General features: G+C 63.2%; 27 protein-coding genes. 14 read left to right on the forward strand and 13 right to left on the reverse strand.

Annotated features, from left to right (window positions below; all coding sequences use genetic code 11):
• Positions 1–91 precede the first annotated feature (91 nt).
• The 4 genes from RPF88_RS15540 to RPF88_RS15555 all read right to left on the reverse strand — a co-directional run bounded on the left by RPF88_RS15540 (position 92) and on the right by RPF88_RS15555 (position 4,439).
• Entirely contained in the window at positions 92–1,339 is a 1,248-nt protein-coding gene (locus RPF88_RS15540; RefSeq protein WP_024502559.1) for an ABC transporter substrate-binding protein, read from the reverse strand.
• A 110-nt stretch (positions 1,340–1,449) separates the two neighbouring features.
• A complete protein-coding gene (locus tag RPF88_RS15545; protein ID WP_063167588.1) occupies positions 1,450–2,595 on the reverse strand; it encodes an ABC transporter ATP-binding protein in 1,146 nt (381 codons plus the stop codon).
• Positions 2,596–2,684: 89 nt separating this feature from the next.
• Entirely contained in the window at positions 2,685–3,635 is a 951-nt protein-coding gene (locus RPF88_RS15550) for a PfkB family carbohydrate kinase (protein ID WP_063167587.1), read from the reverse strand.
• Positions 3,636–3,638: 3 nt separating this feature from the next.
• The gene (locus RPF88_RS15555) at positions 3,639–4,439 is read right to left on the reverse strand and encodes a class I fructose-bisphosphate aldolase (RefSeq protein WP_023756676.1); all 801 of its coding nucleotides are present in this window, start codon (positions 4,437–4,439) and stop codon (positions 3,639–3,641) included.
• 162 nt (positions 4,440–4,601) lie between these two features.
• On the opposite strand from RPF88_RS15555, the gene RPF88_RS15560 reads away from it, so the two are divergent.
• From RPF88_RS15560 to RPF88_RS15570, 3 genes are all read left to right on the forward strand, one after another.
• On the forward strand, positions 4,602–5,363 hold the full coding sequence (locus tag RPF88_RS15560) for a DeoR/GlpR family DNA-binding transcription regulator (RefSeq protein ID WP_013532952.1): 762 nt from the start codon (positions 4,602–4,604) through the stop codon (positions 5,361–5,363).
• A 267-nt stretch (positions 5,364–5,630) separates the two neighbouring features.
• Positions 5,631–6,779, forward strand: coding sequence for a Gfo/Idh/MocA family protein (locus RPF88_RS15565; protein ID WP_013532953.1), 1,149 nt, complete (start codon positions 5,631–5,633; stop codon positions 6,777–6,779).
• 10 nt (positions 6,780–6,789) lie between these two features.
• Positions 6,790–7,743 carry an alpha/beta hydrolase gene (locus RPF88_RS15570; RefSeq protein WP_082826663.1) on the forward strand — a complete coding sequence of 318 codons (954 nt, stop codon included), beginning with the start codon at positions 6,790–6,792 and terminating at the stop codon, positions 7,741–7,743.
• On the opposite strand, the gene RPF88_RS15575 is transcribed toward RPF88_RS15570, so the two are convergent.
• Positions 7,740–8,774, reverse strand: coding sequence for a LacI family DNA-binding transcriptional regulator (locus tag RPF88_RS15575; protein WP_063170181.1), 1,035 nt, complete (start codon positions 8,772–8,774; stop codon positions 7,740–7,742). The genes RPF88_RS15570 and RPF88_RS15575 overlap by 4 nt on opposite strands.
• Positions 8,775–9,113: 339 nt before the next feature.
• On the opposite strand from RPF88_RS15575, the gene rsgA reads away from it, so the two are divergent.
• Positions 9,114–10,154, forward strand: coding sequence for a ribosome small subunit-dependent GTPase A (rsgA, locus tag RPF88_RS15580; protein ID WP_063167585.1), 1,041 nt, complete (start codon positions 9,114–9,116; stop codon positions 10,152–10,154).
• A 19-nt stretch (positions 10,155–10,173) separates the two neighbouring features.
• On the opposite strand, the gene RPF88_RS15585 is transcribed toward rsgA, so the two are convergent.
• The gene (locus RPF88_RS15585; RefSeq protein WP_027163878.1) at positions 10,174–10,707 is read right to left on the reverse strand and encodes a sterol desaturase family protein; all 534 of its coding nucleotides are present in this window, start codon (positions 10,705–10,707) and stop codon (positions 10,174–10,176) included.
• Between the two features lie 173 nt (positions 10,708–10,880).
• On the opposite strand from RPF88_RS15585, the gene RPF88_RS15590 reads away from it, so the two are divergent.
• A complete protein-coding gene (locus tag RPF88_RS15590; RefSeq protein WP_027163879.1) occupies positions 10,881–11,351 on the forward strand; it encodes an NUDIX domain-containing protein in 471 nt (156 codons plus the stop codon).
• A 10-nt stretch (positions 11,352–11,361) separates the two neighbouring features.
• On the opposite strand, the gene pobA is transcribed toward RPF88_RS15590, so the two are convergent.
• The 6 genes from pobA to pcaD are packed head-to-tail and all read right to left on the reverse strand — an operon-like array spanning position 11,362 to position 16,174.
• Entirely contained in the window at positions 11,362–12,534 is a 1,173-nt protein-coding gene (pobA, locus tag RPF88_RS15595) for a 4-hydroxybenzoate 3-monooxygenase (RefSeq protein ID WP_063167584.1), read from the reverse strand.
• Positions 12,534–13,586 carry a 3-carboxy-cis,cis-muconate cycloisomerase gene (locus RPF88_RS15600; RefSeq protein ID WP_063167583.1) on the reverse strand — a complete coding sequence of 351 codons (1,053 nt, stop codon included), beginning with the start codon at positions 13,584–13,586 and terminating at the stop codon, positions 12,534–12,536. The genes pobA and RPF88_RS15600 overlap by 1 nt, the downstream gene beginning before the upstream one ends.
• Before the next feature lie 19 nt (positions 13,587–13,605).
• Positions 13,606–14,220: a protocatechuate 3,4-dioxygenase subunit alpha gene (pcaG, locus tag RPF88_RS15605; RefSeq protein WP_063167582.1), complete on the reverse strand. Its 615-nt coding sequence runs from the start codon at positions 14,218–14,220 to the stop codon at positions 13,606–13,608.
• On the reverse strand, positions 14,220–14,975 hold the full coding sequence (gene pcaH, locus RPF88_RS15610) for a protocatechuate 3,4-dioxygenase subunit beta (RefSeq protein WP_013532962.1): 756 nt from the start codon (positions 14,973–14,975) through the stop codon (positions 14,220–14,222). Before pcaH ends, pcaG begins: the two co-directional genes overlap by 1 nt.
• Positions 14,965–15,372 (reverse strand): 4-carboxymuconolactone decarboxylase, encoded by a 408-nt coding sequence (pcaC, locus tag RPF88_RS15615; protein WP_013532963.1) that lies wholly within the window; start codon positions 15,370–15,372, stop codon positions 14,965–14,967. Before pcaC ends, pcaH begins: the two co-directional genes overlap by 11 nt.
• Entirely contained in the window at positions 15,365–16,174 is an 810-nt protein-coding gene (gene pcaD, locus RPF88_RS15620) for a 3-oxoadipate enol-lactonase (protein ID WP_063167581.1), read from the reverse strand. Before pcaD ends, pcaC begins: the two co-directional genes overlap by 8 nt.
• 93 nt (positions 16,175–16,267) lie before the next feature.
• Here pcaD and pcaQ point away from each other — a divergent pair, with 93 nt between their 5' ends.
• Positions 16,268–17,185 (forward strand): pca operon transcription factor PcaQ, encoded by a 918-nt coding sequence (gene pcaQ, locus RPF88_RS15625; RefSeq protein ID WP_063167580.1) that lies wholly within the window; start codon positions 16,268–16,270, stop codon positions 17,183–17,185.
• Positions 17,186–17,203: 18 nt separating this feature from the next.
• On the opposite strand, the gene RPF88_RS15630 is transcribed toward pcaQ, so the two are convergent.
• Positions 17,204–18,133, reverse strand: coding sequence for an aldose 1-epimerase (locus tag RPF88_RS15630; protein WP_063167579.1), 930 nt, complete (start codon positions 18,131–18,133; stop codon positions 17,204–17,206).
• A gap of 109 nt (positions 18,134–18,242) precedes the next feature.
• Here RPF88_RS15630 and RPF88_RS15635 point away from each other — a divergent pair, with 109 nt between their 5' ends.
• The 8 genes from RPF88_RS15635 (at position 18,243) to RPF88_RS15670 (ending at position 26,453) form a co-directional block, all read left to right on the forward strand.
• Positions 18,243–18,986 (forward strand): FadR/GntR family transcriptional regulator, encoded by a 744-nt coding sequence (locus tag RPF88_RS15635; protein ID WP_082826662.1) that lies wholly within the window; start codon positions 18,243–18,245, stop codon positions 18,984–18,986.
• Complete coding sequence (locus RPF88_RS15640; protein ID WP_063167577.1) at positions 18,983–20,710, forward strand: IlvD/Edd family dehydratase; 1,728 nt, start codon at positions 18,983–18,985, stop codon at positions 20,708–20,710. The genes RPF88_RS15635 and RPF88_RS15640 overlap by 4 nt, the downstream gene beginning before the upstream one ends.
• Positions 20,711–20,721: 11 nt before the next feature.
• Entirely contained in the window at positions 20,722–21,498 is a 777-nt protein-coding gene (locus RPF88_RS15645; protein WP_063167576.1) for an SDR family NAD(P)-dependent oxidoreductase, read from the forward strand.
• 32 nt (positions 21,499–21,530) lie between these two features.
• The gene (gene araD1 / locus RPF88_RS15650; protein ID WP_063167575.1) at positions 21,531–22,529 is read left to right on the forward strand and encodes an AraD1 family protein; all 999 of its coding nucleotides are present in this window, start codon (positions 21,531–21,533) and stop codon (positions 22,527–22,529) included.
• Positions 22,530–22,581: 52 nt separating this feature from the next.
• A complete protein-coding gene (locus tag RPF88_RS15655) occupies positions 22,582–23,607 on the forward strand; it encodes an ABC transporter substrate-binding protein (RefSeq protein ID WP_063167574.1) in 1,026 nt (341 codons plus the stop codon).
• Positions 23,608–23,683: 76 nt separating this feature from the next.
• A complete protein-coding gene (locus RPF88_RS15660; protein ID WP_063167573.1) occupies positions 23,684–24,787 on the forward strand; it encodes an ABC transporter ATP-binding protein in 1,104 nt (367 codons plus the stop codon).
• On the forward strand, positions 24,784–25,656 hold the full coding sequence (locus tag RPF88_RS15665) for an ABC transporter permease (RefSeq protein WP_063167572.1): 873 nt from the start codon (positions 24,784–24,786) through the stop codon (positions 25,654–25,656). Before RPF88_RS15660 ends, RPF88_RS15665 begins: the two co-directional genes overlap by 4 nt.
• Positions 25,653–26,453, forward strand: a complete 801-nt coding sequence (locus RPF88_RS15670) for an ABC transporter permease (RefSeq protein WP_063167571.1) — start codon at positions 25,653–25,655, stop codon at positions 26,451–26,453. Before RPF88_RS15665 ends, RPF88_RS15670 begins: the two co-directional genes overlap by 4 nt.
• Positions 26,454–26,525: the final 72 nt, after the last annotated feature.

Consider the following 26,525-nt stretch of genomic DNA (forward strand, 5'->3'; position numbering starts at 1 on the left):
CAAGTCCACTCAGAATGCCGATCCGTTGTTGCCGGGTGGCCTGCCCGAAGTCAGGTCACCCGGTCGAAGACAGCAAACGGGAACAGGCCGATCAGAATTTCGCCATCCAGCCCTTCTGAGCGGCGGCGGCGGCTTGTTCCGGAGACTGCTCGCCGGCGAGCATCTTCTGGGCTTGCACGTCGAACTGGGTCATCAGGTCTTCAGCCACCGGCAGGCCCGTGAACTCATTGGCGAGATGACCGGTCTTGAAGATTTCAAAAGCCTTGCCGAAAGCCTTGTCCGAGGTCACGAAATCGGGCTTGGCGTTGACGTTGCCCGGGAAGGCGTTTGCAAGCGACACGAGCTTGGCGTTGACCTTTTCACTCATCAGATATTGGACGAGTTTCCAGGCCTCTTCCTGATGTTTCGAAGCCGCAGAGATGCCGATGCCCCAGGAGGCATAGGGAAGGCCGCGCTTGCCGGTATAGTTTTCCACGACAGGGACCGGGATGAGGTCGAAGTTCAGCTTGGGATTGCGCTTGCGGATGAGGTTCACATGCGCGAGCGAGTCGATCATCATCCCGACGCGGTTGTTGACGAACTCCTCGACCTTTTCCTGCTCGGTCTTGGTGGCGATGCCGGGCGAGATGGTGCCGGCGTCATTGAGTGATTTGACGAAAGTGAGCATATCCACCACCGGTTTGCCCTCAAGGTCCGGCTTGCCGCTCGCCATCATCGACTGGCCCGAAGCCCAAACCCACGACATCATGTCGTTCTGGACGCCGGATGGCGTTTGCAGCGACAGGGGCAGCACCCAGCCATACTGGTTCTGGTCGGCGTGCGTCATCTTCTTGGCGGCTTCGAGAAACTCCGCACGGGTCGACGGCAGCTTGGTCACGCCCGCCTTGGCGGCGAGGTCCAAATTCACGAAGACCGGATAGACGAACGAAGCCACGGGAAACATCACGGCCTTGCCGTCCACCTTGATGATATCCGCGACCTGGCTCTTGTCGAAACCGCTCGCATCCATCATCGGATTCATGTCGGCGAGTGCGCCCTGCGCATTCAGATTGTTCACCCAGGCGCCGTCGAGACCGACGACGTCGCTGAGCGTTCCGGTTGCAGCACCAACCGAGATCTGGTCTCGCGTGGTGGCGTAGGGGCCGCTGACCAGCGTCACCTTGATTCCGGGGTTTGCCGCCTCGAACTCGTCCATAATTGACCTGAGCGAGCCAGCCGGCAATTCGGGCTCCCACCATTGGGTGAATTCCAGCGTCGTATCCGCCATGGCGCCGGTTGCGCCAAGCAACCATGCGGCCGCGGCTATTTTCAGCATCGCGGATTTAATACGAAACGTCATTTTCTCCTCCTTCTTTATATTCGCCCGCACAATGCGGCCGATCGTCTGATTATTCAGAAGTCTTCTTACGCAGGCGCCTCACCCTCGCCCGCGGGTCTTATCGCTGATATTCAGATTGCCAGATGCGTCTCGGGGTCGAAGAAATGGAGCTTGGCATCATCCAGGGCCAAGCTGATTTCCGAGCCGGAGCGGACTGTGCTGACCGGTTCGAATTTCGCCACCGCATTCGACGCCAGGCCGAAATCCTGCACCGCGTCAGGGTCGCCGGAGTCCACCCGGACCGCGTCGATGTTGAGATGGACGATTTGTTCGGATCCGAGTTCTTCGATCGAGGTCACCTTTGCCGGTATCGTCTGATACTTGCGGCCGGATTCGAGACTGCTGTCATAGAGATCCTCCGGTCGTATCCCGAACACGACCTTGCGCCCCGCATACGACCTCAAGCCCGGCCTGCGCACGAAGGCTGCATCCTGCAGCCGGATGGCCAAGGCGCCGGACATCAGTTCGTCGCCCGTCAGGGTTGCCTCGAAAAGATTCATCGAAGGAGACCCGATGAAGCCAGCAACGAAAGCGTTCACCGGCGATTCATAGAGCCTCTTGGGTGCGTCGACCTGCTGCAGCACGCCGCCTTTCAACACCGCGACCCTGTCGCCCATCGTCATGGCTTCGGTTTGGTCGTGGGTCACATATATGGTCGTTACGCCGAGCTGCTTTTGCAGACTGGTGATTTCGGCGCGCATTTGAACACGCAGTTTCGCGTCCAGATTGGAAAGGGGTTCGTCCATGAGAAAGGCTGCCGGCTCGCGCACCATGGCGCGGCCCATGGCAACCCTTTGACGCTGTCCGCCTGAAAGGTTCGCGGGTTTGCTGTCCAGCAGAGACGTCAGTTGAAGGGTTTTGGCGATCTCGTCCACGCGCTTTTTGCGCTCGGCCTTCGGCTTGCCTGCCAGCCGCATCGAAAAGCCAATGTTTTCGAACACGGTCATATGCGGGTAGAGAGCGTAGCTCTGGAAGACCATCGCAATGTCGCGGTCCTTGGGCGGCATGTCGACGACGTCGACCCCGCCGATCCGAAGGCTGCCGCTGGTGACGTCCTCCAATCCCGCGATCATCCGCAACGCGGTGGATTTGCCACAGCCGGACGGCCCGACGAGAATCAAGAACTCGCCGTCCTTGACCGACAGGTTCAATTGGTCGATTGCGTGAAAATTGTTCCCGTATGTCTTGCAGATATTCTCAAGAACGACTTCTGCCATATTCCTCCCTCCACAAGTCTAAGCCACTGATTTTTATGATTGTCCTCGGCTTACGTTCACCTGCGAAATTTTTCCTCGGATAGTTCGGGCTATGTTCCGGTATCAAGCCGCGCATATTTCAGTTCGACTGCCGACGGCGCGTTCGTCGATGCCAGGAGTTCCTTGACCTGGTCGTCGGTCGGAAGCGCCTCGCGCCCGCCCCGCCCCGTTATCGAAAGGGCCGCCGCCGCGGCCGCGAATGCGACCCGGCCTGCGGTGTCGGCCCCGCGCGTCAATGCAAGGGCATAGGCGCCATGAAAGCAGTCACCGGCGCCGGTCGAGTCGACGACGGCAACCCGTTGCGGAGGCAGGTGCCAGAGCCCTGTCTCGTCGCGTCCGCGATAGAAGACGCCTCTGCCGCCATCCGTCAGAACCACGGCGGACCGCGACGGCAACCACAATGCATCGAGTATCTCGGCCGGCGAGTGGCGGCCGGTGGCGGTCCGCGCAAAGCCCAGCGGAAGAATGAGATGGTCGCAGAGCCCGATCAGTCTCTCGGTGGCCGGGCCGTGGCTCCATTCGACATCGCCGAGGATCGCAAGGCCGAGATCGCGAGCCCGAGCCACGACATCCAGCGACCCGATCCCGTAACTGTCGACGATCAGGACAGTCGCGCGGCTGAGAACCTCGTCCGGAAAGTCCGGCGCGGTGCCCAGCATCGCTTCGTCGTCATACGCGATGAACCGCTCCCCATCCGAACCGACGGTGATCCGCGAGCGCACCGGGCGCGCGTGCGGGTGGCGCGGCGCGAACGCGGTTTCAACGCCGCTCGCAACGAGATCGCACAACACGGCGTCGTCGGCGGCACTGCCCAGCCATCCGACGAACCCGGCGCTTCCGCCGAGCCGCGCGACGGCGGCAAGTGCCGTCGCGACGTTTCCCCCGAAAGCTCGGGCACTTTGCAAAACCTTCCCCTTGCCCGCCGACAACGGCTGATCGACATAGACGATGTCGTCGATCGCAATAGCTCCGAAGCCGAGGATTGAAGGGACGGCGGGCATCGTTCAGGCACCCGCCTTCGCCAAGGCGTCTTGCGCCGAAAGGCCGTCATGGATGACGCCCCGAAAGGCGATCGCTGCCTTTTCCGGATCGCCGTGCCCCCAGAGATTGCGGCCCACCACGGCACCGCGCGCGCCTGCACGGATGGCGTCCGCCGTCTGTTGAAGGGCGCCGAGCAGCGTGTCGGTCTTCGGACCACCAGCGATCACAACCGGCACCGGGCAGGTCCGAACGGTCTCTCGGAACGACTCGAAATCGCCCGTGTACCCGATCTTGATCACATCGACGCCGGACTCGTAGCCGATGCGTGCCGCATAGGCGATCTCGTCGGGGGTGAAGACGATTTTTGCCCCGTCGGTGAAATCGCGAGGGTAGATATGCGCTACCACCGGCATGCCGTAACGAGCCGCCGCGTTCACCGAATCGGTCAGCCAGCGTATGTATTTTCCCTCGGTCGCGCCGCGCACCGGAATGGCCACGGCCAACGCATCGGCGCCGGCGCGCACCGCATCCTCGGGCGTTGCAATCAGTTCACTGATGCGATCGTCTGGGGTGAAGCAGCCGGCCTGGATCACCAGGGAAGCCTTGCCCGCATATTGCGGCCACAGATGGCGCGCGGTGCCAGGCTGGATGCTGACGTAGTCAGGTTTGCCTACCATGACGCGTGCAAGCGCACCCGGCAGGTCGGCAAGACCTCCTTTGCGCACGTCGCCATAGCCGACAAAGTGGTCGACCGCGCCGCCAAAAAGATTCCCCGATGGATGTGAGAAGAGGCGCGCCAGGCGCACCTTGGTTCCGAGGCTCATGAGTCCAAAACTCTCCAATTGATTGATTTCAAAATCCTGGACCCAGTGTTTGCGAAAGAAATAACAAATGCAATCTTTCGAAAGCTTTCGAATTCGCCTATTTTCGGTAGAGTGAACCGAGGCCAGGGCGATCGCTTGGCGCATGGAGGCAAGGACAGGCCAATGTTGTCAGAGCAGAGACGCCAATCGATCCTGGGTGAAGTGCAACGCAGCGGACAGGTTCGCATCAAGGACCTGTCAGACGATTTTGGCGTGTCGGAAGTCACGGTGCGCTCCGACCTCGAGATACTGGATCGCAAGGGACTGCTGACCAAGACCCGCGGAGGCGCGGTGACCCGGACCACGGATTCGACCACGGCCGCGTTCGCCCGGCGGATGCAAACAAACCTCGATGCAAAGAAACGCATCGCCCGGGCAGCGATAGACCTGTTCGAGGACAACCAATCGGTCATCTTCGATGGCGGCTCGACATTGATGCAGGTTGCCATGCTGTTACCGCCGCTCAGCAATGTCGTGGTCGCGGCCACGGCGATGAATATCGTGCAGCATCTGATGCATCGGCCCGGGCTCGACGTTCACATGATCGGCGGCCGGGTCTACCCGGATACGGTAAGCACGCTGATCACCGATGCCGACACGGCTCTCGGCGGCTTGGTAGCGCATCAGGTCTTTGTTGGAGCGCATGCAATTGACTCGTCACTGGATGTGGTCGACGTGAACGAAGACATGGCGCGAACCAAGCGAAACCTCGTGCGCATGGCCCGGCGCGTTGTCCTCCTTGCGGATTCGAGCAAATGGGGCGTCAGCGGAACCTCCAAGGCCTTTTCGCTGTCGAGCGTCGATGTCGTGATCACCGACGATGGCCTGTCCGGCCCAATACGCAGCCAGCTTGATAGGACAGGGGCCAAGGTGATCTATGCCTGACCCCGTCGAGGTCCCTGGCCGCGGCGGAAATATCCGATGCGCGCATGACCCACGGCATCCGCATCGGCGGTCGGCCGTTTTTTCATGTCGGTCATTTTCTCCTCCCAGGACTGGCAGCCTCCCGATATCGCGCCAGCATTTTCGCATGTTGTATAAAAATTTTACGCGCGTCAATATTTAAAATGTTGTATAGCCCTTTGCGAAGGCGATCCGTTACTTCTGGGCGGATTCGGCAGACGGTGACCGCGTTGGGAGGTACGATCGAAAATGCACGGGATATCAACGACGAAACTCGGGATCGGCGTCATCGGATGCGGCAATATCTCGATGACCTATCTGCGCAATGCCGCTCTCTTCGGCGGCATCGAGTTGCGCGCCTGCGCCGATATCTCGGCCGACATGACGGCGCTGCGGGCGAAGGAATATGGCATACGGGCACTCGGCGTCGATGCACTGCTGGCCGACCCCGAGATCGATCTCGTCCTCAACCTGACCATTCCGGCGGCGCATTTCGACATTTCGTTTGCCGCCCTTTCGGCCGGCAAGCACGTCTTCACCGAAAAGCCGCTCGCCACCTCGGCCGCCGATGGACGGCGCCTGGTCGACGAGGCGCGGTCGCGCGGGCTGCTGCTCGGCTCGGCGCCCGACACCTTCCTTGGTGCAGCCGGACGCCGCGCCCGCCGGCTGATGGATGACGGCGCCATCGGCCGCCCGGTCACCGGCACCGCCTTCATGATGGGCCGCGGCATGGAGCACTGGCACCCCAACCCGCAGTTCTACTACCAGCCAGGCGGTGGCCCGGTGTTCGACATGGGCCCCTACTATCTGACCATGCTGGTCAATCTGCTCGGCCCGGTCGAACGCGTCATGGCGATGGCGACGCGCGGCCAGGAGGAGCGGCTGATCACTGCCGAAGGGCCATTCAAGAACACCACATTCAAGGTCGGCACGCCGACCAATGTGCTGTCGCTGCTGGAGTTCCGCTCCGGCGCAACCGTCACCTTCGGCGCCTCGTGGGATGTCTTTCGCCACTCCAACCATCCGATCGAACTGCACGGCACGGAAGGCTCGCTGCGCCTGCCCGACCCCGACACGTTCGGCGGCACCGTGTCGCTGTCGAAACGCGGCACCGACTGGAGGGATTTCGCCAGCGAAGGCGAACTCTATGGCGCCCGCAACTGGCCTTATGCGGCGCCCGATCGCGCCAATTACCGCATGCTCGGCGTCGCCGATCTGGTGCGCTCGCTTCAGACCGGCAACACGCCACGCGCCTCCGGCAATCTGGCGCTGCATGTGCTGGAGATCATGGAGGCTATCCTGCGCTCCGGTGAAACACAGGGCTCGGTCGCCATCGCGGGCGATGTCGTCCAGCCGGCCCTGCTGACCGAGGAAGAGGCGAGCGATCTGCTGGCCTGAGGGTATGATCATGACGCTCGATCCGGATGCGCTGCGCGTCCTCGACATGGCTCGTGCAGCCGGCGGCAAGCCATTCGAGACCGGCAGCGTGGCGGCGGCGCGAGCTGCCTACAACGCCTCGTTCCCGACGCTGCAAGGTGAGCATGAGCCGGTCGCGACGACCTTTGAACAGCAGATCGACGGGCCGAACGGCCCCATCGCTGTCCGCATCCATCGCGGCATCGACGCACTGCCGAGCGGGGCGCCGGCGCTGCTCTATCTGCATGGCGGCGGCTGGGTCATCGGCAATCTCGATTCACATGACGAGATCTGCCGCCTGATGGCCAATCTCGGCAACGCCGTCATTGTCTGCCCCGACTATCGCCTGGCCCCGGAGCACAAATTTCCCGCCGGGCTCGAGGATTGCCTGGCGACACTTCGCTTCATGGCCGAGAATGCCGTCGACCTGGGCATCGACAAGGTGCGCATTGGTGTTGCCGGCGACAGCGCCGGCGGCAATCTTGCCGCAGTGCTGGCGCTGCTCGCACGCGATGGGCTCGCTCCACCACTTGCGACGCAGATCCTGATCTATCCCAACACCGACGCGCGGCAGACATCGGACAGCTACCGGCGTTTCGGCGACGGCTTCGGCCTTACCGCGACGACCATGGCATGGTTCCGCGACCATTATGTGCGAACGCCCGACAATATCATGGACTGGCGCGTCTCGCCCTTGCTGGCGCCTGATCTTGCCGGCGTCGCGCCAGCATTCGTGGCGCTTGCGGGCTGTGACATCCTGGCCGACGAAGGGGCAGCCTATGCGGCGCGCCTGCAGGCCGCGGGCGTGCCTATGATCCTGCGGCAATGGCCGGGCCAGATCCATGGCTTCGTCTCGATGGGACGCCATATTCCCGCCGCCCGGCAAGCGGTGGTCGAGGGGGTGACGGCCTGGCGCCACTTCGAGGGATCGACGTCGACCGGTTAGGCCGACTGACGCATCACCAGGTTGGCACCGAGCTTGACGGTGCGCGCCATGCCCTGCTTCGGCGGATCGGCCTCGTCCAGCAGGGCCAGCAGGATCTCGACGCTGCGGCCGGCCATGGCGGTGAAATCCTGCGCCATGGTGGTCAGCGCCGGACAGGTGTAGCGGCTCAGCGGATGGTCGTCGTGGGCGGCAACGCGCAGATCGCAATCGGGCCTGCGGCCGACCTTCAGGCCGCGCGAGTACGCGGCCGCCATTACGCCAAAGGCGAGACGATCGTTGGCGCACAGGATGGTGCGGCCGGGCAAGGTCCCGGCCTCCAGCATTTTTTCCGTCTGCTCGTAGCCGATGCGTTCGAAGTCCCAGGTGTAATCGCGCGCGGCCTCGATGACGGCCGGCTTGAAGCCGGCGGTCTCCATCGCGACGATGTAGCTCTCCTGGCGTTCGCCGGAGTTGTGGTTGACATGCGGAATGTCGAGATAGACCGGCGGTTCGCCCGAGCGACAGAGATAGTCGACGATGGTCGACACGCTCTGCCGGTTGTCGTTGCCGACGAACGGCGTATCGCCCTCGATATAGGTGTCGAAATAGACGATCGGAATGTCCTGCCCGAGCTTGTCGAAGACGCTGCGGTCGGAGGCAAGGCCGAGCGGGGCGATGATCGCGCCGGCCACCTTCAGCGACAGCAGCGTCCTGACCGACTCCGCCTCCAGCTTCGGCGAGCCATGCGAGGAAATGACGATCGGCCAGTAGCCTTCGTCGCGGCAACGAAATTCGATGCGGCTGACCATCTCGGCGTAGAAAGGATCGGTGATCGTCGGCACGACGATGCCGATGTTGCGGGTGCGCTTGCGGTTGAGATTGCGGGCGAAAAGGTTCGGCTGATAGTCCGAGGAACGCAGGGCGGCTTCGATGCGCGCCCGCGTCGCTGGCTTCACGCTCGCCGGATCGTCGAAATATTTGGACAGCGTCGGGCGCGACACGCCGCATGCCTGGGCGAAGTCGTCCATCGTGCGGTGCGTCTTCTCCGCCATCGATATATTCCTGATCCCCTGCCAACGATCGGCCCCGCCCACAGTCATGCGGCCGTTGACCGGATGCGACAATGCTTGACGGAACTTATTCAGTCAATTTTCACAGTTCCCAATAGAACGCAAAAATATTCCATGCGTCAAATTATTTGTTAACGCTTCAAAACTGATGGCGTCATGGACTTCATTGTCAGTTCGACGAAGGGCTGCAGAAGCTTGCCGCTCAGCCCTCAGCTACGGGCCTGCTTGCCAAATGTCGCCATGCCGCCCATACACGGCTTGGAAATCACCCCACCCCGTTCGCCCCCCCTGCCAGGGATACCGTCCAATGTCCGTGACGCCGTGGTCAAAGCCGTGACGGATCACTCCACGCCATCGCTCGCCAGCCTGGGCTGGACCGAATTTTTCGGCGACCAGCTCGAGCCCGGCGAAGCCAATCTTGTCCCGACGCGGATCGCCACCGTCCACCGCGATCGCCTGACCGGCCTGTCCCAGGCAGGGCCGGTCGATCTGACGCTGGCGGCGCAGGCAAACACCGGTGACTATGCCGTCGGAGACTGGGTGCTGGTCGATGGGCATGAACACCTTGTGAAGCGCCGCCTGACCCGCAAGACCGTGCTGGAACGCCGCACCCAGGGCGGCGGCAGGGTGCCGCAGCTTGCCGCGGCCAATGTCGATACGCTGTTCATCGTCACCTCGTGCAATGCCGACTTCAATCCCGCCCGGCTCGAGCGCTATCTGGCGCTGGCCAACGAGGCCGGAACGACGCCGGTGATCCTGCTGACCAAGGCCGATACCGCTGAAGACGCCGAGACCTACCAGAAGCAAGCTGCGGCGTTGCAGCGTGGATTGCCGGTGGTGATGCTGAACCCCCGCACATCGGATGCGGCAACCGTCCTGGCTGCCTGGTGCGGTGTCGGCCAGACGGTGGCGCTGATCGGCTCCTCCGGCGTCGGCAAATCGACGCTGGTCAACACGCTGGCCGGATCGGCGCAGCAATCGCCGCAACAGACCGGGGGCATCCGCGAGCACGATTCCAAGGGACGCCACACCACCACGTCGCGATCGCTGCATTCCATCGCCGGCGGTGGCTGGGTGATCGACACGCCGGGCATGCGGACGCTGCAGGTCAGCGATGTCGGCTACGGCATCGACACGCTGTTTGCCGAAATCACCGAGCTTGCACCGCTCTGCAAGTTCCGCGACTGCACGCATGTGCACGAGCCGGGTTGCGCGGTTCAGACTGCCTTGAAGGCGGGGACGCTCGACCCGGAGCGCCTTGCCCGCTGGCGAAAACTGTCCGACGAGAACCAGAACAACACGCCGGTCCAGAGCGGGCCTCGCGGAGCCAAGACTTCCGGCGGTCGCGGAAAGAGGCGCTGAACGGCGAGGACTGAGGACTTCAGAGCTGCGCCGTGCCGAAAACGCGATCCCAGAATGCCGAAGTCACACCGAAATTGGCCGTTTCGTCGATGTGGTGATGCACCGCATGACGGCGCTTGAGCGTATAGAGATAGCTCGGATGCGCCGGGTGCCAGTGATGGATCATGTGGTGGATGCTGATGTACCACAGATATCCCAGCATCAACCCGCAGCTCACCGCGCTCGCGGTGGCGAAATCTGAGACCACCCAAACGGGCACAAACGCGACCAGCGCATGCACGCCGAGACTGAGCCAGGTTGGCGTGCCCACAGAACTGCGTTCCTCGACATGGTGACGGTCGTGCAGGTCCTTGACGTAAGGAATATGGTGAAGAGCGAACCTGTGCAGCACATACTCGATCAGCGTCCAGAGGCCGAGACAGGCGAGGACAGTGCCGATCCAGCCTGGCGCACTCTCTTCGCCAGCCTCGAGCAGCCCGGCCACTGCCAGCACGGCGATCACCAGCGGATACACCACGAAGTCGCTATAGTAGCCAATAAGACCGAGTTGCATCGTCACCTAGCCTTCGAGCCGCCAAATAAGCGATGGTATCAGATTGCCGGACTCGCGACCGAGGTGCAATGCAGACGCGCCTGACATAGCGTCGCAATCCCCTAGTGCAAGGTTCGCATCAACGATTCAAGGACCATCAGCAGGCTGCCGGCTTCGCAAATGGACGTACAAAAATGGCAAAACGCAGTGCGGGATTGCTGATCTATCGCCGCAGCGATGGCGATCTCAGGGTGTTGCTGGTTCACCCGGGCGGGCCGTTCTGGGCGAAGAAGGACGATGGCGCCTGGTCGATGCCGAAGGGTCTCGTCGGCGAGGATGAGGATGAGTTGACGGCAGCGCAACGCGAGACCGAGGAAGAGCTCGGCGTCAAGGTTGATGGTCCCTTCGCGCGGCTCGGCGACTACAAACAACCCGGCGGCAAGATCGTCTCGGCCTGGTCTGTCGAGGCGACCATCGACATCGACGTGGCCGCCATCAAGAGCAACATTTTCACCATGGAATGGCCGCCAAGGTCGGGATCCCTGAAGGAGTTCCCGGAGGTCGACAGAGCGGGCTGGTTCACCTTGCCCGAGGCCGAGGTGAAAATCCTCAAGGGGCAGCGCCCGATGCTTTTGGATTTTGCCAGGCAGCAAGGCGCCGGATGATCCGCAGCCCTCAATAGGGCAGGCCGACATAGTTTTCCGCGAGCGCGGTCGATGCGGCACGCGACTGCACGAGATAGTCGAGCTCGGCCTCCTGGATGCGCTGGCCGAACTCGGCGGTGTCGGGAAAACAATGCAGCATCGTCGTCATCCACCAGGAAAAGCGAACCGCCTTCCAGACCCGCGCCAGCGCCTTTTGCGAATAGCAGTCGATGCCAGCCGCGGATTTGTCGCGATAGAAGTCGCACAAACCCGAGAAGAGATAGCGCACGTCGCTGGCAGCGAGGTTCAGACCCTTGGCGCCGGTCGGCGGCACGATGTGGGCGGCGTCGCCGACCAGGAACAGCCGGCCGAAGCGCATCGGCTCGGCAACGAAGGAGCGCAGCGGCGCGATCGATTTCTCGAAGGATGGGCCGGTGACGACGCTTGCCGCCGTCTGCTCGGGCAAGCGGCGGCGCAGCTCGTCCCAGAAGCGCTCGTCCGGCCAGGCTTCGACGCGATCGTCCTGCGGACACTGCACATAATAGCGGCTGCGGTGCGTCGAGCGCATCGAGCACAGGGCAAAACCCCTTTCATGATTGGCGTAGACCAGTTCGTGATCGGCCGGCGGCACTTCGGCCAGCACGCCGAGCCAGCCGAACGGATACTGCCGCTCGAAGATTTTCAGCGCACGCTCGGGCACCGATTTGCGGCTGACGCCGTGATAGCCGTCACAGCCGGCAATGAAGTCGCAATCGATGCGATGCGTGACCCCGTCCTTGTCATAGGTCGCGAAAGGTGCGGCGCCGTCGAAATCGTGCAACGCGACATTTGCCGCCTCGTAGATCGTGGTCAGTCCGTCCGCATCGCGCTTGTCCATCAAATCGTGCGTCACCTCGGTCTGGCCATAGACGGTGACATGCCTGCCGCCGGTCAGTGCCTCGAGGTCGATGCGGTGCAGGCGTCCGTCGAAGGCGAGCGAGATGCCGGAATGCGGCAGTCCTTCCGCGTGCAGCCTTGCCGCCGCGCCGGCCTGTTCCAGCAATTCGACGGTGCCCTGTTCGAGCACCCCTGCCCGCACTCGGCCAAGCACGTGCTCGCGGCTCGCGCGTTCCAGAATGACCGTCTCGACGCCGATGCCGGCCAGAAGCTGCCCAAGCAGCAGGCCGGACGGTCCGGACCCGACGATGACGATTTGCGTGCGCATCAGTGGCCGAGACTTTCGACCTGTGCGGCCAGCTCAGCGGCAAGGCGGAGCGACGCGGCCGTCGCGATGACCATTTGCGGCAGCAATAGCCATTCCAGCGTCCAGGCAGCGCCCGAGCGCTCCTGCTCATGCACGAGCGCGTGATGCATGCCCGCAAGCTGCGTGGCGTTGAAGCGGGCAAGCGCCACCAGCGCTTCGGCCTTCACCGGGTTCTGCTTGTGCGGCATGGCCGAAGAGCCGCCGCCGCCGGAAAGCTCGATCTCGGTTCCACCTTGCGCCATCAGCGCGATGTCCTGGCCGAATTTGCCGAGGCTGCCTGATAGCAGCGACATCAGGCCGGCGAAATCGGCGAGTGCGTCACGCTGGTTCTGCCAATGCGGGGCGTCGCCAAGGCCGAGCTTTGCGGCCAGTGCTGCGCGCACCGCCGGACCTTTGTCGCCTAGCTTTTCCAGCGTGCCGGCGGCACCGCCGAACTGCACCACCAGCAGACGCCTCGACTGTTCCGACAATCTTTCCTGATGCCGTTGCAGTGGCGCCCGCCACGTCCTGACGCGGTCGGCCGCTTTGATCGGAATGGCTGGCTGCATGCGCGTCATTCCCGTCAGCGCCCTGCCGCCAAACCGCTCTTCGAGCGAGACGAGCCGTATAATGGTCTCGGTCAGGAGCAGGCCGAGATGCTCGACGATGGACTTCAGCCGAAACACCAGGCCGGTATCGATGACATCGTGGCTGGTTGCGCCGAGATGCACTTTGTCGCCATGCGGTTCGCCGACCGCCGCCCTGATCTGGCGTACCAGTTCCGGCACAATGACGCCGTCTTTGGCGACGGCAGCCCGCAGCAAGGCGGTGTCGGGCCGGAATGTGGCAAGTGCGGCCACGATCGCGGCGGCATCATCCTTGGTGATAATCCCGTTTTCAGCTTCCGCTTGCGCCAGCGCCCGCTCGAAGGCAAGCATCGCCTCGATTTCCGCCTCGATGGAAAAATGCCGGTTCGCCTCCTCGTCGCCGAGAAGAGCGGAGAGCAGTGGATGGTCGAAGGGCGATACGGTCATATCCTGCTCCTCCTGACCATCAGCTGTCGAAGAAGACCGTTTCCTTCTCCCGCTGGAGATGGATGTCGAAAACATAAATATCGCCGTTGCGCTCGGCGATCAGCGTCGGCACGCGGACGCGGTGCTCGATGCGCGCCAGGATCGCATCCCCGGCATTGGCCTTTTCCTCATCGGAAAAATACAGCCGTGTGTGCAGGCCGAGATTGATGCCGCGCGCGACGATCCAGAGGGTGATGTGCGGGGCCATCAGGCTTCCGTCCCTGAACGGCACGCGGCCCGGCTTGATCGTCTCGAACGTGCACAGACCGGTGTCCATGTCGGTCGGGCAACGGCCCCAGCCGAAAAAGTTCGGATCGGCCGCGCCGCGCAGTTCAGCCGGCGAATTGTAGAGCCCATCCGCATCTGCCTGCCAGATCTCGATCAGCGCATCCTTGAGCGGCGTGCCGGTACCGTCGAGCACCCGGATGCGCAGGCCGATGCGCTCCCCCTTGGTCTTGTCGTTGACCATGGTCGCACCAAGGTCGGTCGCATAGACGCCGCCGATGCCGCAGAAATTGGGCGTCAGCCCGATATGAACATAAGGTCCGGCGGTCTGCGAGGGGCTTTCCCTGAGCCGGTCGAGCGACTGGGCCATCAATTGCCCTCCAGCCTGTTTTCGAACAGCGACGCGCGGCGCCCGCGCAGCACGATGTCGAACTTGTAGGCGCGCGCGTCGAAGGGGATCGTCGCCTGCATGTCGAGCGTGGCGATCAGCGTTTCGACGGCGGCCTTGTCGGGGATGCCGCGCACGATCGGGCAGTGCCAGATCAGCGGATCACCCTCGAAATACATCTGCGTGATCAGCCGCTGCGCAAAGCCGTGGCCGAAGACCGAGAAATGGATGTGCGAGGGCCGCCAGTCGTTCGGCCCGTTCGGCCAGGGATAGGGGCCGGGCTTGACAGTGCGAAAGGCGTAGCCGCCATCCTCGCCTGTTATGGCGCGCCCGCAGCCGCCAAAGTTCGGGTCGAGCGGCGCCAGATAGCCGTCCTTCTTGTGGCGGTAGCGGCCGCCGGCATTGGCCTGCCAGAATTCGAGCAGCGCGCCGGGTACGCCAACGCCGCGTTCATCGAGCACCCGGCCATGGACGATGATGCGCTCGCCGAGCGCGCTCTCGCCGGGCCTGGCGAAATTGTGGATCAGGTCGGCGTCGAGTTTGCCGAGCATGGCGTGACCGAAGACCGGGCCTGCAATCTCCGACAGCGTGTTGTCGAACGGCAGCGGCGCCTTCTGCGGCGAGCGCAGCACGGAGGTCTTGTAATTCGGTGTCAGAACAGGCGGATGCCAGGTCCGGTCGCGCTGGAAGAAGGCGCCGGTCTCGGGCCTTCGGTTCGAGCCGGACTCAGCGGTCATTCTGGCTTCCGTCCATTTCCGAAAACACGTCCTTGGCAATTCTGAAGGCACGGTTGGCGGCCGGCACGCCGGCATAGATGGCGACATGCAGGAACGCCTCGCAGATATCGTCGCGCGAGGCACCGGTGTTGACGGTGGCGCGCACATGCATAGCAACCTCCTCATCATGGCCGAGTGCGGCCAGCAGCGCCAGCGTGACGATCGAACGCTCACGCCTGGTCAAGCCCGGCCGCGCCCACACGGTTCCCCAGGCGGCCTCGGTGATCAACTCCTGGAAAGGCTGGTCGAAATCGGTGGCGGCGACCTCGGCGCGGTCGACATGGCGGTCACCAAGCACCGAGCGCCGCACCGCGAGGCCGGTGCGATATCTGGTTGCGTTGCCGGGGACTTCATCCATGGGTTTCTGCTCCAGGGGCAAGCGACGCGATAAAGCCGCGGATCAGGGCGGTGAGCGCTTCAGGCTGTTCGACGCAAGGAATGTGTCCAGCGTCGCGGATGATTTCGAAGCGCGCGCCGGGGATCAGCGCGGCCAGCGAGCGGACGAGATCGGGAGGTGTCGAGCCATCCTGGTCGCCGGCGACGCAGAGCGTCGGCACCGCGATGCGGCGTGCAGCATCGGTGAAATCGGCATCGCGAACGGCCGCGCAAGTCCCTACGTAACCTGCAAGCGCTTGCCTCGTCATCATGTTCCAGTAACCGTCGAGCTCGGCCTGACGCGCCGCGTGGAAGGCGGGGGTGAACCACACTTTGAGCACGCCATCGGCAATCGCCTGGATGCCCTTGCTTTCGACGGTCGCGATGCGTGTGTTCCAGCTGTCTGTCGTGCCGATCTTGTGTGCCGTATCGCAAAGGATCAGGCCTTCGACGATTTCAGGCCGCCTGGCATAGAGCCCCTGCGCGATCATGCCGCCGACCGACAGGCCGCACAGCACGACCTTGCTCAAGCCGAAATGATCGATGAGCGCCGAGAGGTCATCGACGTGATCGTCGATCGACCTGATGTCGCCGATGTCGGACAGTCCGTGGCCGCGCTTGTCATACACCAGCAGCGGCATTTCACCATCGAACGTCGAGACAATTTCGTCCCAGATCCGGAAGTCGGTGCCGAGCGAATTGATGAATATGATTGGGCGCGCATTGCCGGTCGCCTTGATGTGGCGATGGTGCAGCGTGATGCCGCCGATGGTGACGAATGGCACGGTTTCGATCCTCCGCCCTCACATTGCACAAGGCGTTTGGTTCGGTAAAATGATATTTTTTGGCGTTTCATTAACTCAGGGGTTATCGAATCCATGTCCGAGAGCCGCATTCGGTTCCGTCACCTGCAGGCATTCCTGGAAGTTGCGCGGCAGGGGAGCGTGGCGCGAGCGGCTGACTTGCTGCATGTCAGCCCGCCGGCCGTGACCAAGACATTGCGCGAACTGGAAGAGGCGCTGGGGGTTGCGGTGGTGGAGCGCGACGGCCGCGGCATCCGACTGACGCGCATCGGCGAGATCTTCCTTCGCCACGCCGCCATGGCGATCACGGCGCTCAAGCAAGGCGTCGATTCCGTCCGCCAGGACGGAGCGGTCAACCGGCACCCGATCCGCATCGGCGCGCTGCCGACGGTGTCGGCGCGGGTGATGCCGCTTGCCATGAGCCTGTTCCTCAAAGAGAGCACCGGTGCGGCGATCAAGATCGTCACCGGCGAGAACGCGGTGCTGCTCGAACAGTTGCGCACCGGCGCGCTCGATCTCGTCGTCGGACGGTTGGCGGCGCCGGAGAACATGACCGGCTTCTTCTTCGAGCATCTCTACTCCGAACAGGTGCTGTTCGTGGTGCGGGCGCGACATCCGCTGCTTGAGCCCGGACAGGACGTGTTCGCGCGGCTCGACGAGTTCCCGGCGCTGATGCCGACACGGGAATCGGTCATCCGCCCTTTCGTCGACCGCCTGTTCATCACCAGCGGCATGACGGCGCCGGCAACCGAGATCGAAACCGTCTCGGACTCCTTCGGCCGCGCCTTCCTGCGGCAGAGCGATGCGGTTTGGATCATTTCGGCCGGTGTCGTCGCCAATGAACTCGGCAGTGGCGCCTTCGTCGCCCTGCCGGTCAACACCGAGGAAACCAAGGGACCGGTCGGCCTGACGATGCGGACCGACACGGCGCCCTCGCCGGCCTTCTCCATCCTGTTGCAGACCATCCGCGAAGCGGCGAGGCAAAGCAGTTGATGCGGCTCAGACTGGCGATCAGATCTCCCGCGAAGGCGTGAAGCGAACGCTTGCGGACCGCATGTGCCCGGGCGCCAGTACGATACAGCCGGCCTCGATGCCCGTGTCAGCCCTGCGGTTGAAGGCATCGGTGATGTTGCTGACCGGTTCGGCGCAAAAGAACGGCTCGCCGGGCGGCGTGTAGAGGACAAGGAAATCGAGTGGCGCCTCGGCCTCGATGTCCAGTTGCCGTCCATGCTCCGGCCAGGAGATCCGGGCGCGGCGCGACCATCCGGTGAAGACCGTGTCGAAGTCCGTCTCCGACACGTCGAAGCCCGTGGTCGGGTTGGAGCCTGCAGGCGGCAGGACGTGCCGGGTGGGCAGGATTTCCGCGTCGGTCTCCCACATGCCGGACACCCGCGCCTGGACATGCGTCCACGGTGTCGATGGGAAATAGGGATGCAGGCCGAGCCCGGCCGGCATCGGCGCGTCCGACAGGTTGCGCAGCGAGATGGCGGTGATCAGGCTGCCATTGACCAGCGAGATCTCTTGCCTTGCCTCATAGCTCCACGGCCAGGAATCGGCGGCATGGCGATAGGATAGGACAGTGGCGCTGGCTTCGTGCCGCACGACGGTCCATGGCCGACGCCAGCCATGGCCATGCTCATGATGTGGATCGTCCGGGCTGGTCGGCAGTTCGACGGTGCGGCCTGCGAATGCGAAGCGGCCGTGCCTTATGCGATTGGAATAGGGAACCAGCGGGAAGCAGGCCATGGCGCCGGCATCGCGGCCGTCGATCGCCGCCTGATCCGCAGGGCGCAGCCAATCCACGACGGATCCGTTTTGCCGCCAGCGATACGACGCCAGCGCGCCGCCGGCGGCCGGCGCGATCTCCACGGTCGCAATGCCGTCGCTGATCGAGATCAGCCCTTGGTGCTGCTCGGCAACGGCAGCGGAATTCTTTGTCATCGGCACTCCCCCATCCCTTGACTCCAATCGCAATGCCGATAAGACATATCATATGAATAGTATGAAGAATAACAAATCTTTCAGTATGGCGCGTACGTCGAGAGTCGCGGTGGCGGTTTCCAGCGGCTCCACCGCTCTGCATGCGACCGTCGTCGAGCAAATCGGATTGCGCATCGTTCAAGGCGATTTCCTGCCCGGCGAGGCACTGCCCAATGCCGACGATTCAAGCGAGATGCTGGGGGTCAGCCGCACGGTGCTGCGCGAGGCGATCAAGGTGTTGGCGGGCAAGGGGCTGGTCGAATCGCGGCCGAAGACCGGCACAAGGGTGCGTCCTCGTGCCGACTGGAATTTCCTCGACCCGGACGTCCTGTCATGGCGCTATGCCAGCGGTGTCAGCGCCGACGATGTCCGGGCGCTGTTCGAATTGCGCAGGGCCATCGAGCCGATGTCGGCAGCGCTTGCGGCCCAGCGCGCCACGCCATCGCAGATCGCCGAGATCAATGCAGCTCTGGTCGAAATGGAGGCGGTGGTCGACGACGGCGACCGCTTCGCCAAGCCTGACCTTTTGTTCCACCAGACCATACTGCGCATGACCGGCAATGAGCTGATCGGCTCGCTGGCGGCACTGGTCGAAACCGCATTGGTGACGAGCTTTCGTCTTTCCAACGACAATCCGGAAGGGCAGCGCCCCTCATTGCCGCTGCACCGGGAAGTCGCCGAAAAGATCGCCGCCGGCGACGCGACCGGCGCACAAAAGGCGCTGCTGGTCCTCATCGACAATGCCGAGGAGGACGTGCGCCGCAGCGTCGAAAACCGCAACAAGCGCCGCCAGGAACGGGAACAGACATCGTGACCGACACCAAACGCAAACTGCGGTCCGAGGCCTGGTTCGGCGGTGAGGGCAAGAACGCCTTCATGCACCGCAGCTGGATGAAGAACCAGGGCATTCCCGCCGACGCTTTCGACGGCCGCCCGGTGATCGGCATCTGCAACACCTGGTCGGAATTGACCCCGTGCAATGCCCACCTGCGGGCGCTGGCGGACCACGTCAAGCGCGGCGTCTATGAAGCCGGCGGCCTGCCGCTCGAATTCCCGGTGATGTCGCTGGGCGAGAGCAACATGCGCCCCACCGCCATGCTGTTTCGCAATCTGGTCAGCATGGATGTCGAAGAGTCCATCCGCGGCAATCCGATCGATGGCGTCATCCTGCTGGTCGGTTGCGACAAGACCACACCGGCGCTGCTGATGGGGGCTGCGTCGTGCAACCTGCCGACCATCGCCGTTTCCGGCGGGCCGATGCTCAACGGCAAGTTCCGCGGACAGGATATCGGCTCGGGCACCCATGTCTGGAAATTCGCCGAGGAGGTTAAAGCCGGCCGCATGCCGGTTGCCGACTTTCTCGCCGCCGAGCAGGGCCAAAGCCGATCGGCGGGCAGCTGCATGACGATGGGCACAGCCTCGACCATGGCCAGCATGGTCGAAGCGCTCGGCATCGGCATGCCGGACAATGCCGCGATCCCGGCGGTGGATTCGCGCCGTGGCGTGCTCGCCCAGATGGCCGGACGCCAGATCGTCGATCTGGTGCGCAGGGACGTTAGGATCGCGGAGATCCTCACCAGGCAAGCGTTCGAGAACGCCATTCGCGTCAACGGCGCGATCGGTGGCTCGACCAATGCGGTGCTGCATCTGATCGCCATCGCCAACCGGATCGGTGTCGATCTCAGCCTCGAAGACTGGGACCGCCTAGGTCGTGACGTTCCAACTATTGTCGATTTGATGCCGTCGGGCCGGTTCCTGATGGAAGATTTCTACTACGCCGGGGGGCTAGCTGCGGTCATGGCGTCGCTTGATGAAGTGGGGCTTCTTCATCGCGACGCCATGACCGTCAGCGCCAAGACCATCGGTGAATTGATCGACGGCGCGCCGAACTACAACAGCGAGGTGATCCGGCCGCTGAGCCAGCCGCTGACCAAGGAAGGCGGCATTTCGATCCTGCGCGGCAATCTGGCGCCTGACGGCGCGGTCATCAAGCCGTCCGCGGCAACGCCCGAGCTGATGCAGCATCGCGGCAAGGCGGTGGTGTTCGAAAACATCGAGCATTACTACGCCCGCATCGACGATCCGGAGTTGGACATCGACGCCACCTCGGTGATGGTGCTGAAGAACTGCGGGCCGCGCGGTTATCCCGGAATGGCCGAGGTCGGCAACATGCCGCTGCCGGCCAAACTGCTCAAGCTAGGCATCTCCGACATGGTGCGCATTTCGGACGCGCGCATGAGCGGCACCGCCTACGGCACCGTGGTTCTGCATGTGGCGCCGGAAGCAGCCGCAGGCGGCGCGCTGGCGCTGGTGCGCGACGGCGACCTCATCGAGCTCGACGTCGCCGGCCGCCGGTTGGAACTTTTGGTGTCGGAAGAGGAGCTCGCCATCCGCCGGCGTGACTGGAAGCCGCCGGCGTCGCCGGAGGGCGGCTACCAGAGCCTTTATGTCGAGCGCGTGCTGCAGGCCGACAAGGGCTGCGATTTCGACTTTCTCGTCGGCCGGCGCGATGCCGGCATTCCTCGACATTCGCACTAGAGAGGCGCGCGATGACGGATGAAATCGGCTACGCGATCTATCCAAGCCTCAAGGGCCGCAGCGTCTTCATAACAGGCGGCGGCAGCGGCATCGGCGAAAGCCTGGTGCGCCATTTCTGCGCCCAGGGCAGCCGCGTCGCCTTCGTTGACATGGCCGAAGAACCATCCCAACGTCTGGTCGACGCGATTGCGGCCGACGGACATGCCGCGCCGCTGTTCATTCCATGCGACCTGCGCAACGTCGAAGAGTTGCAGGCGGCAACCGTGCAGGCAATGCAGCACAATGGCCCCATCCAAGCGCTGTGCAACAATGCCGGCAATGACGACCGCCACCAGACCAAGGATGTGACGGTTGCCTATTGGGACGACCGCATGGCGGTCAATCTGCGCCACCAGTTTTTCGCGGCGCAGGCAGTGCGTCCGCAGATGAGCGCGCAGGGCGGCGGCTCGATCATCAACTTCGGCTCCATCACCTGGATGGTCGGCGATCCGGATTGCCCAGCCTATGTCACCGCGAAAGCGGGTATTTACGGCATGACGCGGGCGCTGGCCCGCGAGCTTGGCCCTGAGCGCATCCGCGTCAACTGCATGGTGCCGGGCTGGGTGATGACAGAGCGCCAGATGCGCCTGTGGCTGGACCCGGCCGGCGAACGCCAGATCGCGGAAAGGCAGTGCCTGCCCGACCGGCTGCAACCCTCCGATATCGCGCGCATGGCGCTGTTCCTCGCCGCCGACGACAGCCGCATGTGCACGAGCCAGCAGTTCATCGTCGATGCGGGCTGGGTGTGATCCGTACGGTTTCAAAGGAAGAAGGTTAGTTCATGCGTCTTGTTCAGTTCAGAATGGCCGACGGCAGCAGACGGGTGGGCCGCGTCTGCGATGACGGCAATCATCTGCACCCGCTCGAAAAGACCAGCAGCGTGCTGGAACTGGCCGAAGCGGCAATTGCCCAGGGCACGTCGATCGCAGCGCTGGTCGAGAAGCGGACCGGCACGGCGAAAATCGACTACGACCAACTGTTGCGCGATGGGCAGGTGCTCGCTCCGGTCGACCATCCCGAACCGGCGCGCTTCCTGGTCACCGGCACCGGCCTCACCCACACCGGAAGTGCCGCCGCGCGCAACCAGATGCATGTTCTGACCCATGGCGAAGGTGCCGACGAATCCGATTCCTTGAAAATCTTCCGCATGGGGCTGGAGGGCGGCAAGCCTGGCTCCGGCAAGATCGGGATTCAGCCAGAGTGGTTCTTCAAGGGCGTCGGCACCTGCGTTGTCCCGCCCGGCGCACCGCTGCCGATGCCGGCATTCGCGAAAGCCGGTGCAGAGGAAGCCGAGATCGTCGGGCTTTATGTCAATGGACCCGATGGCCATCCCTATCGCATCGGCTATGCGCTCGGAAACGAATATTCCGACCACGTGACGGAGGGCGAGAACTACCTTTATCTCGCCCATTCCAAGCTGCGCTCCTGCTCGATTGGTCCGGAACTGCTGATCGGTGACCTGCCCGAAGAAGTGCGCGGCCATTCGCGCATCCTACGCAACGGCACTGTTATCTGGGAGCAGGAGTTCCTGTCGGGTGAAGCGCACATGTCGCACTCGATCGCCAATCTCGAACACTTCCATTTCCGCTACCCGATGCACCGCAGGGCGGGCGACCTGCACGCCTATTTCTTCGGCGCGGCGGTGATGAGCTACGCCTCCGGCGTCAAGACGGCTTCCGGCGACGAGTATGAAATCCAGGCACAGACGTTCGGCAAGCCACTGCGCAACCGGATGGTGTCGGTGCCGGACGAGGGACTGGTCGCTGTTACCCAGCTGTGACGGCGCAGGCCCGAAAATTACGGTCCACCAGAACGATAATGGGAGATTAAAAATGGGACTGAGGAAAGCGTTTTTAAGACTAGCGACAATCGGGCTCAGCATCGGCCTGATGACATCGGCGGCGCTCGCCGCGAACCTTCGGGTACTGGCCTGGGACGGCTACGCCGATGCCGACTGGGTCAAGGACTTCACCGCCGCGACCGGCATCGGCGTCGATGTCGTCTTCATCGGCAGCGACGACGAGATCTGGGCCAAGATCAAGGGCAGCGAGGGCCAGGACTTCGACGTCTTTGCTGTCAACACCGCCCAGTTGCAGCGCTACATCAAGGCTGACCTGGTGTCGCCGATCGACGTCACCAAGCTCGCCAACCAGAAAGACGTGCTGCCGCGCTTCCGCGACCTGACGGCGGTCAGCGGCGTGACCAAGGACGGCAAGGTCTACGGCATTCCGTTCTGCTTCGACTCCATCGGCCTGATCTACGACACCGACAAGATCAAGCCGGCGCCGACCTCGATGTCGGTTCTGTGGGACCCGGCCTACAAGGGCAAGGTGCTGGCGTATGATAATGGCGAGCACAATTTCTCGTTCACCGCACTGACGCTCGGCTACAAGGATCCGTTCAACCTCAATGAAGAGCAGATGGCTGCAGTCAAGGCCAAGCTGGTCGAACTCAAGCGCAACGTGCTCAGCTTCTACACCACCGCCGACGAGGCGCAGCAGATCTACCAAAACAATGATGTGGCCCTGATCTGGGCCAATTACGGCCAGCAGCAGGTCAAGGCGCTGCAGAAGATCGGCGCCCATGTCGCCTATGTCAATCCGAGCGAGGGCGCGCTTGCCTGGCTCGACAACTGGGTCATTTCCAAGGGTGTCCGTGATAATGCGGCAGCCGAGAAATGGATCGATTTCATGCTGAGCAAGAGGGTCGGCGGCGAGCTTTCCGAGCGCACCGGCTTCGGCAACACGGTGACGGAAACCGGCAGCGCCGGCGGCAACGACAAGCTGGTCTGGCTCAACAATGTCGAGGACCCGCTCAAGCGTTCGGACATGTGGAACGAGGTCAAGGCAACGCCCTGATCTTTGTGCCCTCTGCCTTCGAAGGACCCGGCGGTCCGGAGGTTCCGGACCGCCGAAGCGTATGCGAGAGTATTTCATGAACCAGAACACCGACCTCTTGACGCTGCGGTCCGTCTCGAAATCCTACGGCACGGTCCCCGTGCTGCACGACATCGACCTGTCGATCAAGGACGGTGAGTTCCTCACCGTTCTTGGACCATCCGGCTCCGGCAAGACCACGGTGCTGCGGCTGATCGGCGGGCTGGAACCCCTGACGTCGGGCGAGATACGCCTGGATGGGCAAGACATCAGCCGCATGCCGATCAACCGGCGGCCGTTCAACACCGTGTTTCAGGACTATGCGCTGTTCCCGCACCTGACCGTTTCCGGCAATGTCGGTTACGGGCTTTCGGTTCGCCATGTCCAGCGCAAGGAAATCGCGCGCCGAGTCGCGGAGGCGCTGGAACTGGTCCAGCTCGGGCGTTTCGCCGACCGCTTTCCGGCGCAGCTCTCCGGCGGTCAGCGCCAGCGCGTCGCACTCGCCCGTGCGCTGATCTGCCAGCCGCGCCTGATCCTGCTCGATGAGCCGCTCGCCGCACTCGACCTCGAACTGCGCCGGCAGATGCAGGTGTTCCTAAAGTCCATCCAGCGCGAAATCAGGACCACCTTCCTGTTCGTCACCCATGACCAGGAAGAAGCCATCGGCATGGCCGACCGGATCTGCGTCATGGAGGCCGGCCATATCCGCCAGCTCGGCACGCCGCACGACCTTTACTACAGACCGAATTGCGAATTCGTCGCGCGTTTCTTCGGCGAGAACAATCTGGTGGCCGGGAAACTCGGACCGGTCCAGGGCGAGCTGCGATCGATCGAGACGGCGCTCGGGCGCCTCATCTGTTCGATCAGCGACCAGCCGCATTTGAAAGCCGCAGCGGAAGGCGCCAGCGCTTACGCCGCGTTCCGTCCAGAAGCCTTGCACCTTGCGGATGCAAAGGACACCGACAACCGTTTTTCCGGCACGATCTCCGATCTGGCCTTTGCCGGCTCGTCGACCGTCGCCACCATCATGGCCGGCGCCGACAATGCCGCGCAGCGCTTGCGGCTGCGCGTGCCTAGCCGCGTCGACGGCAGCGCGCTCAAATCCGGCGAGGCTGTATCGCTTTCGTTTGCGCCGCATGAAGGCCATCTGGTGCTGGCATGAGCGAAGCCGGATCGACACTGCCTGCGGAAAGACGGCTGTCACTGCTGGTGACGGTGCTGGCGTTTGCCTTGCCGGTGGTCTTCGTCCTGGTGCCGCTGGCGATCTTCCTCGGCTACAGTTTCTTCAGCGTCGACCAGGGCACGATCGTCTACGGCTTGTCGCTGGGCAACTATGTCAGGTTCTTCACCGATCCGGTCTTTCTGCCGGTGTTCTGGAACACCATCGTGCTGTGCGTGTCGGTGGCCATCATCTGCATCCTGCTTGCCTATCCCGCCGCCTATTTCCTGACGACGCTGAAAGGCCGCTGGCGCTACGCCTTGCTGATGCTGCTGCTGGTGCCACTGCTGATGAGCTACGTCATCAAGATCTATGCGATCCGCAGCATCCTGGGCCTCAACGGCTTCCTCAACAAGGCGCTGGTGGCGCTTGGTATCCTGCAGGAACCGTCGACGCTTTTTGTGTTCAACATGAACGCCATCCTTTTGACGCTGACCCTGCTCCTGATCCCCTTCGCCATCCTGCCGATCTTCCTGTCGCTGGAGCGGATTCCGCAGGTGCTGCTGCGCGCATCCGACGATCTCGGCGCGAGCGGCTTGCAGACCTTCCTGCGCATCACCTTGCCGCTCAGCCTGCCCGGCGTCGCTTCGGCGGCGAGCTTCGTCTTCGTGCTGGCGATCGGCGATTTCCTGACGCCGCAAATGGTCGGCGGCATCAGCGGCTTCACCTTCGGCCGCATCCTCTACAGCCAGTTCGGCACGGCCTATAACTGGCCGTTCGGCGCGGCGCTGTCGGTGGCGCTGGCCGTCGTGGTGATCGCCGCAATCCTCGTCGGCGAACGCTTTGGCCGCAACCCGGGGACTTCGGTATGAGCGCCCTGCCCCGACTGTCCACGATCTTTCTGGCCGTGATCACGACACTGGTTGCGGTGCTGCTCTACAGCCCACTGTTCGTGCCGATCGTGTCGTCGTTCTTCACCATTTCGCATGGCTCCGTCGACTGGTCGTCGCCGACCCTGTCGACCTATGTGGCGCTGGCTGAAAACCACGACATATTGGTCGCTCTGCGCACGACGCTGATCGTCGGCGTCTGCACCGTCATCCTGTCGGTGGTCAGCGGAACGCTGCTGGCGCTCTATTATCATGGGCGCCGTTCCGGACGCTCGCTGCTGCAGTTCATCATCTTCCTGCCGTTCCTGATGCCGCCGATCATCAGCGGCCTGGCGCTGCTGATCTTCTTCCGCGAGATCGGCCTCGAACGCTCGCTGCTGACGGTCGTTATCGGCCATACGGTTTTCGTGTTGGCGATAGTCTACCGCACGGTACTGATGCGGCTGCAGTCGATGAGCCGCACGCTGGTTGAAGCGTCCTACGATCTCGGTGCCACGGGCTGGCAGACCTTCTGGCGCATCATCCTGCCGAACCTGTCGAGCGCCATGGTCGGCGGCGCCATCCTGGCCTTCGCCCTGTCATTCGACGAGACCATGATCACCATCCTGGTCACTGGCACGCAAAGCACGCTGCCGGTCAGGCTGTGGGCGATGATGCGGCTTGGCTTCTCACCCGATATCAATGCGCTGGTGGCGCTGATCCTGATGTTCACCGTGCTGCTCTGCGTGCTCGCCGCCCGCTTTCTCATCCCCAGGCAAGTTGCGACGGAACGGACGTGAGTGCCGGGCAAGAGCGCCGCAATGAGGCAGCCATATTCTTGGCCCGGCATCGATGCTGACATAATCGATGCC

Origin of the sequence: Mesorhizobium sp. ISC11, from assembly GCF_037162595.1 — a bacterium.
GTDB classification, from domain to species: domain Bacteria; phylum Pseudomonadota; class Alphaproteobacteria; order Rhizobiales; family Rhizobiaceae; genus Mesorhizobium; species Mesorhizobium ciceri.